At 32.6% G+C, this 14218-nt stretch carries 15 protein-coding genes; 4 read left to right on the plus strand and 11 right to left on the minus strand.

Going from position 1 to position 14218, the window contains the following annotated elements; genetic code table 11:
- Positions 1–78: 78 nt before the first annotated feature.
- Positions 79–1119: a PLP-dependent cysteine synthase family protein gene (locus AAFU52_RS23415; protein WP_024769559.1), complete on the minus strand. Its 1041-nt coding sequence runs from the start codon at positions 1117–1119 to the stop codon at positions 79–81.
- A gap of 87 nt (positions 1120–1206) precedes the next feature.
- Positions 1207–3342: a S9 family peptidase gene (locus AAFU52_RS23420; RefSeq protein WP_438423787.1), complete on the minus strand. Its 2136-nt coding sequence runs from the start codon at positions 3340–3342 to the stop codon at positions 1207–1209.
- A 70-nt stretch (positions 3343–3412) separates the two neighbouring features.
- Between AAFU52_RS23420 and AAFU52_RS23425 the strand changes: the two genes are divergently transcribed.
- Together AAFU52_RS23425 and AAFU52_RS23430 are read left to right on the plus strand one after the other, a co-directional pair.
- A complete protein-coding gene (locus AAFU52_RS23425) occupies positions 3413–3736 on the plus strand; it encodes a YbaB/EbfC family nucleoid-associated protein (protein ID WP_438423789.1) in 324 nt (107 codons plus the stop codon).
- A 124-nt stretch (positions 3737–3860) separates the two neighbouring features.
- On the plus strand, positions 3861–4181 hold the full coding sequence (locus tag AAFU52_RS23430) for a YegP family protein (RefSeq protein ID WP_024769562.1): 321 nt from the start codon (positions 3861–3863) through the stop codon (positions 4179–4181).
- Positions 4182–4212: 31 nt separating this feature from the next.
- Here AAFU52_RS23430 and AAFU52_RS23435 read toward each other — a convergent pair whose 3' ends face one another.
- On the minus strand, positions 4213–5256 hold the full coding sequence (locus AAFU52_RS23435; protein WP_438423791.1) for a threonine aldolase family protein: 1044 nt from the start codon (positions 5254–5256) through the stop codon (positions 4213–4215).
- Between the two features lie 117 nt (positions 5257–5373).
- Here AAFU52_RS23435 and AAFU52_RS23440 point away from each other — a divergent pair, with 117 nt between their 5' ends.
- Together AAFU52_RS23440 and AAFU52_RS23445 are read left to right on the plus strand one after the other, a co-directional pair.
- A complete protein-coding gene (locus tag AAFU52_RS23440) occupies positions 5374–7104 on the plus strand; it encodes a helix-turn-helix domain-containing protein (RefSeq protein WP_438423793.1) in 1731 nt (576 codons plus the stop codon).
- A gap of 147 nt (positions 7105–7251) precedes the next feature.
- The gene (locus AAFU52_RS23445; protein WP_024769565.1) at positions 7252–7443 is read left to right on the plus strand and encodes a hypothetical protein; all 192 of its coding nucleotides are present in this window, start codon (positions 7252–7254) and stop codon (positions 7441–7443) included.
- A 76-nt stretch (positions 7444–7519) separates the two neighbouring features.
- Here AAFU52_RS23445 and AAFU52_RS23450 read toward each other — a convergent pair whose 3' ends face one another.
- The 8 genes from AAFU52_RS23450 to AAFU52_RS23485 form a co-directional block, all read right to left on the minus strand.
- Positions 7520–9649, minus strand: coding sequence for a peptidase domain-containing ABC transporter (locus AAFU52_RS23450; protein WP_438423796.1), 2130 nt, complete (start codon positions 9647–9649; stop codon positions 7520–7522).
- A 3-nt stretch (positions 9650–9652) separates the two neighbouring features.
- The gene (locus AAFU52_RS23455; RefSeq protein WP_438423799.1) at positions 9653–10900 is read right to left on the minus strand and encodes an HlyD family secretion protein; all 1248 of its coding nucleotides are present in this window, start codon (positions 10898–10900) and stop codon (positions 9653–9655) included.
- A 12-nt stretch (positions 10901–10912) separates the two neighbouring features.
- On the minus strand, positions 10913–11089 hold the full coding sequence (locus tag AAFU52_RS23460; RefSeq protein WP_161635260.1) for a hypothetical protein: 177 nt from the start codon (positions 11087–11089) through the stop codon (positions 10913–10915).
- 178 nt (positions 11090–11267) lie between these two features.
- Positions 11268–11471, minus strand: a complete 204-nt coding sequence (locus tag AAFU52_RS23465; RefSeq protein WP_024769568.1) for a hypothetical protein — start codon at positions 11469–11471, stop codon at positions 11268–11270.
- A 26-nt stretch (positions 11472–11497) separates the two neighbouring features.
- Positions 11498–11689 carry a hypothetical protein gene (locus tag AAFU52_RS23470; protein ID WP_438423802.1) on the minus strand — a complete coding sequence of 64 codons (192 nt, stop codon included), beginning with the start codon at positions 11687–11689 and terminating at the stop codon, positions 11498–11500.
- Between the two features lie 468 nt (positions 11690–12157).
- Positions 12158–12364 (minus strand): response regulator transcription factor, encoded by a 207-nt coding sequence (locus AAFU52_RS23475; RefSeq protein WP_024769570.1) that lies wholly within the window; start codon positions 12362–12364, stop codon positions 12158–12160.
- 180 nt (positions 12365–12544) lie between these two features.
- Positions 12545–12745 carry a hypothetical protein gene (locus AAFU52_RS23480; protein WP_106794123.1) on the minus strand — a complete coding sequence of 67 codons (201 nt, stop codon included), beginning with the start codon at positions 12743–12745 and terminating at the stop codon, positions 12545–12547.
- A 234-nt stretch (positions 12746–12979) separates the two neighbouring features.
- A complete protein-coding gene (locus AAFU52_RS23485) occupies positions 12980–14197 on the minus strand; it encodes a lanthionine synthetase C family protein (RefSeq protein ID WP_438423804.1) in 1218 nt (405 codons plus the stop codon).
- Between the last annotated feature and the right edge of the window lie 21 nt (positions 14198–14218).

Raw genomic sequence — 14218 nt, forward strand, 5'->3', positions numbered from 1 at the left:
GAAGCATATTGTAAAAATTATATCAAAAAAAAACATCCCGAAATATCGGGATGTTTATAATTTTATTTCAAATATATTTTATTTAATGAATTGAACTTTTGTTGCATCAATTTCATTTTTGCTATCAAAAAATCCTTGCTCTGTCATCCAATCATCACTAAATACTTTACTCATGTATCGTGATCCATGATCAGGAAGAATAATAATAACATTACTATTTTCATCAAACTCACCTTGCTCAGCAAGTTGTTTTACACCTTGTATAGCTGCTCCACTTGTATATCCTAAAAACAGCCCTTCTTTTTTCACTAATTCTCTAGCTGTATGTGCACTATCTTCATCACTTACTTTTTCAAATTTATCTATAACATCAAAATCTGTTGCAGTAGGGATTAAATTTTTACCTAAACCTTCAATTCTATAAGGATATATTTCTTCCTCATCAAATTCTCTGGTTTCATGATACTTTTTTAAAACCGATCCATAAGCATCGATTCCCAAAACACGCACATTACTATTTTTTTCTTTTAAAAATCTCGCAGTACCTGAGATAGTTCCTCCGGTTCCACAACACGCAATAAAATGTGTAAGCTTACCATTGGTTTGATCCCAAATTTCTGGTCCTGTAGAATTATAATGTGCATCAATATTTAATTCATTGAAATATTGATTTATATATACAGATCCTTTTATTTCTTCATGAAGTCTTTTTGCCACCTGATAATACGATCTTGGATCATCAGCACTTACATGGGCCGGGCATACATATACCTTTGCTCCCATATTCTTAAGCATTGCAATTTTATCCTTAGAGGACTTAGAACTAACAGCAAGAATGCAATCATAACCTTTGATCACGCTAACCATTGCTAAACTAAAACCTGTATTACCACTAGTTGTTTCAATAATGGTATCACCGGGTTTAAGAATACCTCTTCTTTCTGCTTCTTCTATAATATAAAGTGCAATTCTATCTTTGGTGGAGTGTCCCGGGTTAAAAGATTCTACTTTTGCGTAGTAATTTCCCGGAAAGTCTTTCATAATTCTGTTTAATTTTATAAGCGGGGTATCGCCAATAAGCTCTAAAACATTATTATAAGCCCTAATATCTTCTCTCATATAAATGTGTTTTACAGATTCGTGGAATAAAATGGGGGTCCACTAACTGTTACAAAAACGGTACGAAGTTACATTATTTTTTTTTAATTACTCTTTGATACTTTCTAAATCTAATAAAAAGGCATATTCTTCTGCTACTTCTTTAAGTGCTTCAAATCTCCCTGAGGCTCCTCCATGTCCGGCTTCCATATTCGTATGCAATACCAATAAATTATTATCTGTCTTTAACTCTCTTAATTTTGCTACCCATTTTGCCGGTTCCCAATATTGCACCTGAGAATCATGTAAACCTGTAGTTATTAACATATTTGGATATTCTTGAGCTACAACATTATCATAAGGAGAATATGACTTCATATATGCATAGTACTCTTTTTCATTAGGATTACCCCATTCATCGTATTCTCCTGTAGTTAAAGGAATACTATCATCAAGCATCGTACTTACAACATCTACAAAAGGTACCGCTGCCACTACTCCATTATATAATTCTGGAGCCATATTAACTATCGCTCCCATCAATAGTCCTCCGGCAGAACCTCCCATTGCATATAAATGATCGGCAGAGGTATATCCTTGAGCAATTAAAGATTTTGAGCAATCAATAAAATCAGTAAATGTGTTCTTCTTTTTAAGAAGTTTTCCGTCCTCGTACCAGGATCTTCCCAGATATTCGCTTCCTCTTATGTGAGCAATGGCATAAATAAACCCTCTATCCAGTAAACTTAATCTGGCTGTAGAAAAATAAGGGTCAATAGTTGATCCATATGAACCGTAACCATATTGTAATAATGGATTATTTCCGTCTTTTTGTATGCCTTTTCTATATATTAAAGAAACAGGAATCTTAGTTCCATCCTCTGCTGTTGCCCATACTCTTTCTGAAACATAATTATTCTTGTCAAATTTACCACCAAGTACGTCTTGTTCCTTTTTCACTTCTTTTTCCTTAGATTTCATATCAAAATCAATTACCGAATTAGGAGTGGTAAGAGAATTATAAGAATATCTTAGGTTTTTGGTGTCAAAATCAGGGTTTGCACTCACATAAGCGGTATAGGTTTCATTATCGAAAGGAAGGTAGTAGTCAGCAGTACCATCCCATCGTTTAATATTAATCTTATTAAGGCCATTATTACGCTCACTAATAACTAAATACTCTTTAAAAATCTCTACATCTTCAATCAAAACGTCTTTCCGGTGTGGTATAACATCTTTCCAGTTCTCTTTGGCCGTATTACCCTCAGGCACCTTCATTAGTTTAAAATTAGTAGCCTCATCTGCATTAGTCAACACATAGAAATGATCATTATAATGGGCAATTCCATATTCTACCCCTCTTATTCTTGGCTGAAAAACTTTAAATTCTCCTGTAGGATCATCTGCTCTTAAAATTCTATATTCTGAAGTTAACGTGCTGCTTGATCCTATGACAAGATATTTTTTAGATTTGGTCTTATATACAAATGTAGAAAAGGTGTCATCTGTTTCATTAAAAACCTCTATATCATCTGATACCGGAGTTCCCAGAGCATGTCTATAAATTTTATCAGACCGCAGTGTTTCTTCATTTTTTTTGGTGTAAAATAAAGTTTTACTATCTGTAGCCCAGGTACTGCCTCCTGTCGTTGTTTCTATAGTCTCTGGGTATATTTCACCTGTTTCAAGGTTTTTTATTCGTATAGTGTATTTACGTCTGCTTACAGTATCTACACCAAATGCCGCCAGTCTATTATCAGGACTAATACTAAGTCCAGATAATCTATAATAACTATGTCCCTCGGCTTCTTTATTACAATCAAAGAGGATTTCTTCTTCTGCATCAAGACTTTCTTTTTTCCTAGAATATATAGGATAATCTTTTCCTTTTTCAAAACGGGTTAAATACCAATACCCATTTAATTTATACGGTACCGAAGAATCATCTTCTTTAATACGACTCTTCATTTCTTCAAAAAGATCTGTCTGAAACTTCTTTGTATGAGCAGTCATTTTATCATTATAGGTATTCTCCTGCTCTAAATAATCAATTACCTCTTGGTTTTCACGGTCATTTAACCAAAAATAGTTATCAACACGTACATCATCATGTTTTTCTAGATTTGTAGGCTTTTTAGCTACTATAGGAGGTTGAACTTTAGAATCCAATGTCGTCATGGTATTTTTTTTACAAGAAGTTGCGAAAATAAGTGATAATAAGAATATAATGAATGAAGTTTTCATAATAATCTTGTTAGTTTATTAACAGCCAAAGTACTAATTTTGTGTTTATAAATTTTAAAAACACATACACATGTTTGGAGATATGATGGGGATGATGGGTAAATTAAAGGAAACTCAGAAAAAAGTAGAGGAAACTAAAGAAAGGTTAAATACCGTTTTAGTAGACGAAGAAAGTCCTGATGGTTTGCTTAAAATTACACTCACCGCAAATAGAGAAGTCAAAAAAATCACTATATCTGATCAACTATTAGAAGACAAAGAACAGTTAGAGGATTACTTAATTTTAGCTTTAAATAATGCTATTGCAAAAGCAACACAGGTTAATGAAACAGAATTAGCTGCAGTAGCTAAGGAGGGTATGCCAAATATTCCTGGACTGGATTTATTTAAATAGCCTTGTTATCAATTATAAGGACGTTGGCTTTAAAAAAATGCAGTTAGCTATTTTTATATTTTTCTTTCTCCTTTTAATTCTATAATTTTAACAAAAGCTAAAAAATTAACTAAAATCTGACAATATGTTTGAACTCAAAAATAAGGAAGGGTCTAGCTATCATTTTACCTTAAAAGCAAAAAACGGACAAGTTATCTTAAGTAGTGAAGTTTACAACAGTAAATCTGCTGCTGAAAATGGAATCGCTTCAGTTAAGAAAAATGCATCTGAAGATGGTCGATACGAACGTAAAACAGCTAAAAATGGTAAGTTCTATTTTAACCTAAAAGCTGGTAATGGCCAGATAATAGGTAGTAGTCAAATGTATGCTTCTGAGTCTGGAATGGAAAATGGTATCAATTCTGTAAAAGAAAATTCGTCTGGTGCCGATACTAAAGAAATTTAATTTTTTAAGTGTTTATAAATAAAGCTGCTCATTATATATGAGCAGCTCTATTTTTATTCAGAGTTACTGAAGTTAATAATTCTAAAAAGTACTCATGCTTTTGCTGGGTATATTCCAAATGCGTCACAAATCTTAATTTGCCTTGCCCCATTCCATAAAAATGAACATTTTTTGATGCCATCTGTGCAATAAAATCTTCCTCATCGCCATCTATAACAAATATAACTATATTGGTATCTATGGGTTCGATTTGTGTTACAAAAGGTAATTTTTTTAATACTTCACCAATTTCTTTGGCTCTTTTATGATCTTCTGCTAATCGGTCGATATGATGCTCAATAGCATATAATCCTGCTGCTGCCAAATACCCTAACTGACGCATTCCTCCTCCTAAGATTTTTCTGACCCGGATTGCATTCTCCATAATTTTAGCATCGCCAATCAAAACAGATCCTATTGGCGCTCCCAAACCTTTACTTAAACAAACAGAAATAGAGTCAAAAACTTCTCCATATTGTGCAGCACTTTCATTTTTGGCTACTAAGGCATTCCATAGTCGTGCTCCATCCAAATGATATCCAAGATCATTCTGATCACATACTTGCTTTATTTTTTTAATTTCTTCAAAATCATAACATGCCCCACCTCCTTTATTGGTTGTGTTTTCTATACACACCAAACTTGTTAATGGGCTATGATAAAAATCTGGTGGATTAATTGCTGCTGCTACCTGGGCAGCTGTAACCATACCTCTATGGCCATCTAGTAATTTACACGATACACCACTATTAAAAGAAACTCCTCCCCCTTCATAATTATACACATGTGCAAATTTATCAGCAATCAATTGTTCACCTGGTTGTGTATGTAACTTAATAGCTGCTTGATTTGCCATACTTCCCGATGGGAAAAATAATGCAGTTTCCTTACCAAACATATGTGCTACCTTTTCCTCTAATGCATTTACTGTAGGATCTTCTTTATACACATCATCCCCTACCTCAGCATTCATCATAGCGGTAAGCATTTCTGGAGTAGGCTTGGTAATCGTATCGCTTCTAAGATCTATTTTCATTTTTTTATTATACTATATGATTTATATTGTAATCTACTCGACCAATAAAAATAATGTTATTTTTGCGAATGGCACTAGCATATTGCTCTAAAATAAATGTTCCTCCAAAAAAATATTATGTATAGGTTTTTCATATGTTATCTTTTACTTCAATTTCTTTTTGCTTCGACCTCACTAACGGCACAAAATTTTACAGATTCTTTACTGCAAAAAAATTACAAAGAACTTGCTCAACAGTTTTTCAAACTTCGAAAAACAGATTCTACGAAAGCAAAAAAAATTGCAGATTTTTATATAAAAAAAGCCAAGAACAATACAGATACTTTAAAAATAGTTAAAGGTTTATACCTCTATAAATACATTTCTAATTATGAAGAGGAACATAAATATATGGATAGTATTATAATGTATACAAAAAGTAAACAAAATAAAGAATATCCAGCTCTTGCTTACTTTGCTAAAGCTCAACTTTTTTTGTATGAAAAAAGAGATATCAAAAAAACAATCAATAACTTAAACGAAGCACGTAAACATGCCATTTTAAATAAAAATATTGATTTAGTGAACAGAGTAGATTATCATATTGCCACCATTAAAAGTGAACATTTAAATGATAAAGAAAAAGCCTTAGAAATTTTTAAAAAGTGTGAAAAATATTATTCAAATGGAACCAAATACAATCATAAAGTAAATTATCTCTATACTCTACATATTATTGCAGAAACCTATTTAGGTATTAAAAAGTATGATTCTACCACCTATTATAATACTGTAGGATATTACAAAGCTTCTATAAGTGCTGATTTAAACTTGATTCCTATGAAATCATACTTTGTTTTATGTGAAGGTATTAATCAATATGCAAAAAGAAAGTACCAAACCGCAATTGATAGTATTAACAAAGCTCTACCCACAATGATTGAATTTAAAGATAAGGCTAAGACAATTGATGCTTATTTTTATCTGGGAAAATCATACTATGATTTAGACAACAAAGAAAAGGCAATATCTTATTTTAAAAAAACAGATTCTATATTAGAAACATTAAAATCTATCCCTCAATATACCCATATTAAGACTTATGAATATCTAAAAAATTATTACAAGAACGTAAATGATTTACAAAATCAAAATAAATACCTTAATAAACTCAATACTGTTCTGAATGAATATTTAAACGACCAAATATTCATTAGTAAAAAAGTAAAAGAAGATTATGACATTCCTCTCTTATTAGAAGAACAGGATGTTCTGATACAAAAATTAAACAAAAGTAATAGCACATACGTCTCGAGTATACTGATACTTATCATACTACTATTATCTTCTGGTGGCTTGTTATATTATCAATATCGAAAAAAAAGATTATATCGTTTAAGATTTGAAAAATTAATGGAAGCACATACCGTAGTTTCTGAGTCTGTACATATTGATAAAAAAACAGAAATCGTTGCTGCTAATAAAACTATACAAGTACCTGAAAAACATATAACTCATATATTGGGTAAATTAGATGAATTTGAAAAGGAACTAAAATATCTTACTCTTGGGATCAGCGCACAATCACTGTCAGATGATATTAATACTAATGTTAAATACTTATCTCGGGTAATCAATCACTATAAGAATAAAACCTTTACCACCTATCTAAACGAGCTTCGCATAGCACATGCAGTAAAAGAACTAAAAACAAACATTACGTTACAAAAATATACTATAAAAGCTATCGCCAATGAAATGGGATATAACAGTGCCGAAACCTTTTCTAATGCTTTTTATAAACAAGTTAAAATTAAACCATCCTATTTTATTAAGGAATTACGAAAAGCTGAAAACAATAAACAATGAGCAGAATAAAAAAGGCTTATTACACATATTAAATTAGTTCAGAAGTTAGTCGGAATTCTGGAATTTCGTGTAATAGACCAAATACTCCTGTATAGAGAAATTAAATTTTACATACTTTTGATTCTCTAAATTTTAAATAAAGAATTAATGAAAAAACAATCATTCAAATCTAAAAAACTCATATTAAAAAAGTTTGAAATTTCTAAAATTAATGGTTTAAACAAAATTTACGGCGGGGTCCATTTACATCCTAACAATCAAATGGCAAGTGGTGGAGGTGGTGGCTGCCATACTGAAAGTTGTGAAAGTTGTCAAACTGAAATTGGTGGAGGCATTTAATAAATAACTTTTTGTTTATATTATTTATAAAAAAACTTTACTTCTATTAAAAATAGAAGTAAAGTTTTTTTAGTCTCTATATCGCCATTGCTACATCAGGTATTTTCGCTTCTAACAATTGACCGGTTTGTAATGCAACTACTCGATCAGCCATCGCAATGGTATCTGGTCTATGCGCGATAATTATTCTTGTAATATTTAACTTTTTTACAGTAGTATTCACTACAGATTCCAGACCTACATCAAGATGTGAGGTAGCTTCATCGAGAAACAATATTTTAGGTTTTTTGTATAAAGCTCTTGCGAGTAGTAATCTCTGTTTTTGCCCTCCAGACAGGCTACTCCCCATATCCCCTATCAAGGTATGATATCCCATTGGCATTGCCATGATATCCTGATGTATAGCTGCCATTTTTGCACTTTGTTCTATCCATTCCTGATCAGAGTCCGGGTCAAAAAAACAAATATTATCTGCTATACTACCCGATAATAACTGATCATTTTGCATTACTGTACCTATCAAATTTCTATATGTTCTTAACCCTACCTTTCGTATATCATACCCATCAATAAGGATGGTACCTGTTTCTGGTTTTAGTAATCCCAACATCACCTTCATCAATGTAGTTTTTCCACAACCCGATGCTCCCACCACTGCTATAGAACTCCCCTGTTCTATTCTAAAATTAAGGTTTTTAAATAAATACGGTTCGTTATCAGAGTATCGAAAACTAATATTTTCTAGGTTTAGCTCTCCTTTTATCTGTGACAATTGCCTTTTACTATCAATATCTTCTTCTTGCTCGGTAAGGATAATATCTCCCAGGCGTTCCATATGAAGGGAAAGCATTTTAAACTGTATAAATTTATTAACCAGAGCAGAAGCCTTTTCTGTAAACTGGCCTTTATAAGACATAAAAGCATACAACATTCCGATAGTCATTAAACTATCCATTACCAAAGAGGCAGCCAGGTAAATCACTATAATATTTTCGAGACCAAATAGAAATCCATTAATGAAGTTATATCCAATGTCCAGTTTTCCTATTCGTATACCCGTATTCATGGCATCTGCATAATAATTATGCCATACGGTTTGTCGTTGACTTTCATTACCAAACAATTTAACGCTTTGGATACCTCTCACGGTTTCCATAAAATTAGAATTCTGTTTGGCATCTGCTACAATAGCTTCTTCTTTTAATTGCCTGTATGGGCGATACAATGCTAAGCGTACAATAATATATAATGCAACAGCAGCTAGTACAATAAGAGCAAGTGTTGTGCTATATATAAATAGCATTACCAAAAGCCCAATAGCCATTATACCATCAACGACAGTTTCAATAAGGCCAGTGGTTAACAATTGTTTTACATCTTCCAAAGAACCAAATCGCGAAATGATATCACCAATATGTCTTTTTTCAAAATAATCCATTGGCAATTTTAATAAATGCCGTAATAGATTAGCTGCCATCTGGATATTAAGTTGTGTTCCCATATATAAAATAACGACTCCACGTAACGCAGTTACTGCCAAATTAACCAATTTCATTAGACCGAAACCTAATGCCAGTATCAGCAACAAATCCAGGTCTCTGCTTATGATTACATCATCTACCACCAATTGCATGTAAAACGGTGTAGCGATAGCAAATATCTGCAATAACAATGATAATATTAAGATTTGTGTTAATACCCGCTTCAAACCAGTTATTCTACTCCAAAAATCAGATAACTTTGCTCTTTTTGAAATTTTTTCCGGTTTAAAATCTGGTGTAGGCGTTAGCTCTAAAGCTACTCCTGTAAAATGTTTCGAAACTTCTGATAGCTTCATTATTCTTTTTCCTACCGCTGGATCGTGGATCGTGATTTTATTTCCTTTTACCGATGTAAGTACTACGAAATGATTTAAATCCCAATGTAAAACACATGGGGTTTTTAATTGCGAAAGCTCTTCTAATTCAAGGCGTAGCGGTCTGGAGCTAAACTGAAGATTATCTGCTAATTTTATAAGACCTTGTAGTGTTGCTCCTTTAGAAGATATAGAGTATTTACGGCGCAACGAGTTTAGATCTAATTTATGTCCATAGTAATTAGCAACCATGGCCATAGAAGCCAACCCACATTCTGCTACCTCTGTTTGTATGATTACAGGCACTCTTTTTCCCCAGCCGTAATGAAGTAAATGAATTGGATTTTGCATATACTATAATTTTCCTTTTAGACTATAAATAGGTTCTAACAGCCATTGTCCCAGGCTGCGTTCTTCTAAAATAATGTCTGCCGCCACAGACATTCCTGATTGTAATGGCATTTTTTTGCCATATGCGTTAATAGTTTGTACATCTAGAGCAACTTTTATACGATATACCGGTTCTTGCATAGGAATGGGTATAGTAACCTCATTTGGGCCAATAACCGCTTCTGCTATTTGCACAATTTTGCCCTGGTACAATCCATATCGTTGATACGGAAAAGCATCATACCGTAGCAATACCCGCTGGTTCTTTTTTATAAAACCTATAGCTCTTGAAGGCAAAAACAACTCAGCATACAATGTTGTATTTTCTGGTATGATGGTTAGTATGGGTACAGCAGAAGATACATTTTGCCCAATATTAACCTGGGTTGAAGTAATGCGACCGTTTACGGGGGCTTTAACCATATAAGAATGGCTATTTTTTAATTCTATAAGGCGCTCTTCTTTTTGCGCTAGCTGGTTTTGCAATTCTTTTAATCGTGTACTTTTTCGCAAAGGAGATTGTTCCTGCTGCTTTCTTATATTGGCTATTTCTGTTTTCTTATTGATTTGTAATCTTTTGGTAGCATTTAAAGAAGCCCTAGCACTAAAATATATACTTCTTTTACTGCTAAGGTCATCTTCAGAAACTAGCCCTTTTACTCTTAATTTTTTATAGGTATCCCATTGTTTTTTTGCCAGTTGTACTTGTTCCTTCTGACTTTGTAATTGTTGATTGATCTGATAATATTCGTTCTTGTGATTGGCTAGAATTACCGACAAGCGGCTACCTTCACTATCCAGAACCAGTGTTTCATCTACAATTCGTTGTTCTAGATTTATTTTTTGCTCTTCTAACCTGGTAATCAATTGTTGATTGATACTAACACTATCTTTTGTACCTCGTTCTGTGGTAACTTCGAGTAAGTTTTGGCCTTTACTAACTTCTTGACCATCTGTACTATGTTTTTGATCAATGATGCCATTAAAAGGAGCATATACCCGTACTAAACCTTTATCGGGTACTAAATAACCAGTTACCATCTCACGACGGGCAAAGGTTCCAAATGCTAAAAAGAACCCCACTATGATAACAATCAAAGTAATTGCTCCTGTAAAGATCCAAAATGACATGGGGCGAATTAACAAAACGTCTCCTAATAACCGTTGTGTATTACTTTGTATAGCTTCTTTTCTAAATAGTGAGGAACTCATATGATTTATTTTTTATCTTCCTGTAAATGTTTTTTTCTTTCCTGATCCTGTTAAGCAAATCCCAAACGTTTGTTGACAATCTGGAGTACAAGAATCGACTACTCCTACGTTCCCTTGATGGGCACCTCCATTAATTTGCTGTAATTGAAGATTAGAAATCGTGCTTTTTTTAAGGTTTAATTTTTTCATTGTATTAATTTTTACGATTTATTTTTAATGATATGATTGGTTTACACAAAAATTGTTATTGTAAACTCTCCTGAGATAAAACTCAAGAGAGTTTATCATAAGAAATTAATAATCGGATCATTTAACCTTTTTCAATTTCCTTTTTCACTATAAATACAGATAACAATTATTAATCTGATTATTTAGATGTTGCTGCTGCTGCAGAAAACCCTGTACATGCTGCTACACCAATACTCCAAGCAGCTACTGCTCCTAAACCTCCGGTACCGGCAATTAATGCCGCTCCAGCTAAAACTGCTACTGCACAACTTGCTCCTGCTGCTTCAGTTGCTTTTACTCCTCCGTTTGTATTTGCTATTTCTATATTTGTTAAATCTCTCATTTTTTTATTTTTTGTATAAATTAGTATTAATCATTAATTAACTTTCCAACAGTCCAACCAGCACAAAAGGCTTTAGCCACGTTAAGTCCTGGTACTGCCCATCCAAGAACACCTGTAACTGCAACTGTAGCACAAGCCCCATCTATAACTTCTTTTGTAGCTTGCGCCCCATCTCCACCATTTACTTCTTGTACTTCTTCAAATTTTAAATTTCTCATTTTGTAAATTTTAATTATTAAACTTCCTTTTTATCAAAGCGCTTTGACATCAACAAACATAGAAGAACAAAGAGGTTCATTGCAATATCTTGTATTGGGGATTCCAGAATTTCGATCGTTTTTCCAGAATTTCGATTTTGTTTTTAGAAAAAATGTGATGATTATTTTTAAAAATTAATAATCATTAAAAAAATGAATATCCAATCTCAAAAAAGGTAGTTTTGCTCTATCATATCTCATACATCATAACAACGTAAAACCTAAATATTCGCAATAGCAGAGTCAACTATCAGCAAAACATTTATTCTTTTATTAAGAATTAATATAATTCCTATCTGTTATAAAACAAAAAACCGTCTGAAGTTCATTTCAAACGGTATATATTTTTTAACAACTCATTTGTTAGTGAGTATAAGAAGTGAGTAATCAATATATTTTTCTTCTTTTTAAAACATTTAAGTAACTATATTAAAGTTCGCACAATTTATTTATTACCGCATACTTTGTTAATCCAGCTAAATTTCTAACGTTCAGTTTTGAAATTAGGTTTTTTCTATAGTCTTCTATAGTATGCTTACTCAAAAACAGTTTATCAGAAATTTCTTTTGTTGTAAACTCTTGAGCTATTAAAACAATAACATCAATCTCTCTTTTTGTTAACTGAACTTCTTTCATTTTTTTTAATATTTTATAGTTGGCAACTACTTTCCATATATAAATTATGTAGACAAAAAATCGTCTGAAAATATATTTTCAGACGATTCATCTCAACTTTCGAAAAACCATATATTCACAAATCAGCTAAAAATGTGTTCTCTAAGTAAATCGAAAAATAGTGTTATCTACTTTTGAACATTACACACACACCATACAACTCATTGGTGTCTGAGAGTATTGACATGCTAATCCTTGTGTGCCATTACCACAACCATCAGGGTTTGCTGTTGGGAGAGTTGGACTTGTAAAAACAGGAGAAGGAAATCTCACCCCTCCTTTAATACTATCTAATTGTGCAACATTCATTTTCTTAAGATTCAGTTTCTTTTTACTTTTCATGATATCTAATTTTAAATTATACAAATATCAAAGCGCTTTGACAGAAACAAACATAGCTCACACCATAAGCTTAATGCAAATAGTAGTATTGAGTATTCTGGAAAAACGAGCGATTTTCCAGAATTTCGACTTTATTTTTAGATTAAATGACAGAAAATCTTACCACGAAGTAGTTAAAACAATCTTTTAACGCTGTAGTTTTTGAAGTTATTTGATTTTATATAGAAAAAAGAATTAGCTAATTAGAAGGCATTCATCCCATTTGGTTTCAAAAGGAGCCAAATAGGATATAATAGACAATCCAATACCTGCGATACCTTCAAGTAAACTTACTTCAGATTTCCATTTCTCTTCTTCTACCCCTCGCCATACCATATATCCAGCATACCCTTGTTCATGTATTGCCATATCCAATGCCTTCTGAGCCCAAAAATCAGAAGCTTCTTTAAATACAATATCGTCTGTTTTTCTATATAAGTAATTATAAATAAGAAGTATTCCGTATGCTCCATGACACAATCCAGCATCCTGAACCCCTGCTTCTTCAATATCTCTTCGTTGGGTAGAATATTTTAAAATTGCTATTGCTTCATCACTAATTTGGGTATTTCCTAATATTTTACCAGCTCGAAATACTGATATTCCTATCCCTAAATCCCCATAACACCATGCTAATCTCGAATTGTTATCCACTATATTCTCTTTAACAATCCAGTTTGGAAATGTAGCAGTCAATGTTTTGTCTTTATTTTTACAATGCAATATGTAGTTCACTGCTTGTTCTAATATCTCTCTAACATCATCATAAAATTCTTTATGTTCGGCTATTCGGGATAGAAAATTAACCATACTCGATATTCCATGAGATAAACTTAAATTACACCCCGAAATCCCTTCTTCTCGCCTTAGAACGGATTCCCACCATATTCCGTAGTCATTCTTTTTTGATGATTTTTTTAGTGCAGTAATCAATTCATCCAGATAGTTCTTATACTTCTTTTTTGATTCTTTTGAAGTCAAGTTTTGATATCGTTTTAAAAAGTAATATCCATACCCCATTGCACCATGCAGAAAATCATAATTCTCTGTTTCTATATCAGCTCTCATCGCTTCTAATAAATAAGAATCTAAATCTGATGAAAGAAAATCATCATCTAACTCTACAAATTCTTCTTCCTTAAGAATTTCCAACACCCAACATGCTCCTGCAATTCCGGTACAAAAGGTAGGAAAAGTGAATCCATTATTAATGAGTTCTACTGCTCTCGTAATGGTTTCTGCTCCTTTTTCTGCATGAATATCCTCATCCAAAAACTTTGAATAATAAAATTGAAATAATGCAACTCCAGAAACTCCCGATAAAACCCCTACTTCCTGATTGTTTTCTGCCTTAGCATCTATAACCTCACTTATTTCCTTTAATTTATTCCTTAGTTGAATTTCAATAGTCATGTAGTGTCCGGTATTTGGTAT

Origin of the sequence: Aquimarina macrocephali (assembly GCF_051627225.1) — a bacterium.
GTDB lineage: Bacteria > Bacteroidota > Bacteroidia > Flavobacteriales > Flavobacteriaceae > Aquimarina > Aquimarina macrocephali.

Excerpts from the sequence above, each read along its gene's own strand:
- AAFU52_RS23465 (WP_024769568.1), bottom strand. The coding sequence starts at position 11,471 with ATGAGAGATTTAACAAATATAGAAATAGCAAATACAAACGGAGGAGTA.
- AAFU52_RS23475 (WP_024769570.1), bottom strand. The coding sequence starts at position 12,364 with ATGAAAGAAGTTCAGTTAACAAAAAGAGAGATTGATGTTATTGTTTTA.
- AAFU52_RS23420 (WP_438423787.1), bottom strand. The coding sequence starts at position 3,342 with ATGAAAACTTCATTCATTATATTCTTATTATCACTTATTTTCGCAACT.
- AAFU52_RS23450 (WP_438423796.1), bottom strand. The coding sequence starts at position 9,649 with ATGCAAAATCCAATTCATTTACTTCATTACGGCTGGGGAAAAAGAGTG.
- AAFU52_RS23455 (WP_438423799.1), bottom strand. The coding sequence starts at position 10,900 with ATGAGTTCCTCACTATTTAGAAAAGAAGCTATACAAAGTAATACACAA.
- AAFU52_RS23435 (WP_438423791.1), bottom strand. The coding sequence starts at position 5,256 with ATGAAAATAGATCTTAGAAGCGATACGATTACCAAGCCTACTCCAGAA.
- AAFU52_RS23485 (WP_438423804.1), bottom strand. The coding sequence starts at position 14,197 with ATGACTATTGAAATTCAACTAAGGAATAAATTAAAGGAAATAAGTGAG.
- AAFU52_RS23440 (WP_438423793.1), top strand. The coding sequence starts at position 5,374 with ATGTATAGGTTTTTCATATGTTATCTTTTACTTCAATTTCTTTTTGCT.
- AAFU52_RS23445 (WP_024769565.1), top strand. The coding sequence starts at position 7,252 with ATGAAAAAACAATCATTCAAATCTAAAAAACTCATATTAAAAAAGTTT.
- AAFU52_RS23415 (WP_024769559.1), bottom strand. The coding sequence starts at position 1,119 with ATGAGAGAAGATATTAGGGCTTATAATAATGTTTTAGAGCTTATTGGC.
- AAFU52_RS23470 (WP_438423802.1), bottom strand. The coding sequence starts at position 11,689 with ATGAGAAATTTAAAATTTGAAGAAGTACAAGAAGTAAATGGTGGAGAT.
- AAFU52_RS23425 (WP_438423789.1), top strand. The coding sequence starts at position 3,413 with ATGTTTGGAGATATGATGGGGATGATGGGTAAATTAAAGGAAACTCAG.
- AAFU52_RS23460 (WP_161635260.1), bottom strand. The coding sequence starts at position 11,089 with ATGAAAAAATTAAACCTTAAAAAAAGCACGATTTCTAATCTTCAATTA.
- AAFU52_RS23430 (WP_024769562.1), top strand. The coding sequence starts at position 3,861 with ATGTTTGAACTCAAAAATAAGGAAGGGTCTAGCTATCATTTTACCTTA.
- AAFU52_RS23480 (WP_106794123.1), bottom strand. The coding sequence starts at position 12,745 with ATGAAAAGTAAAAAGAAACTGAATCTTAAGAAAATGAATGTTGCACAA.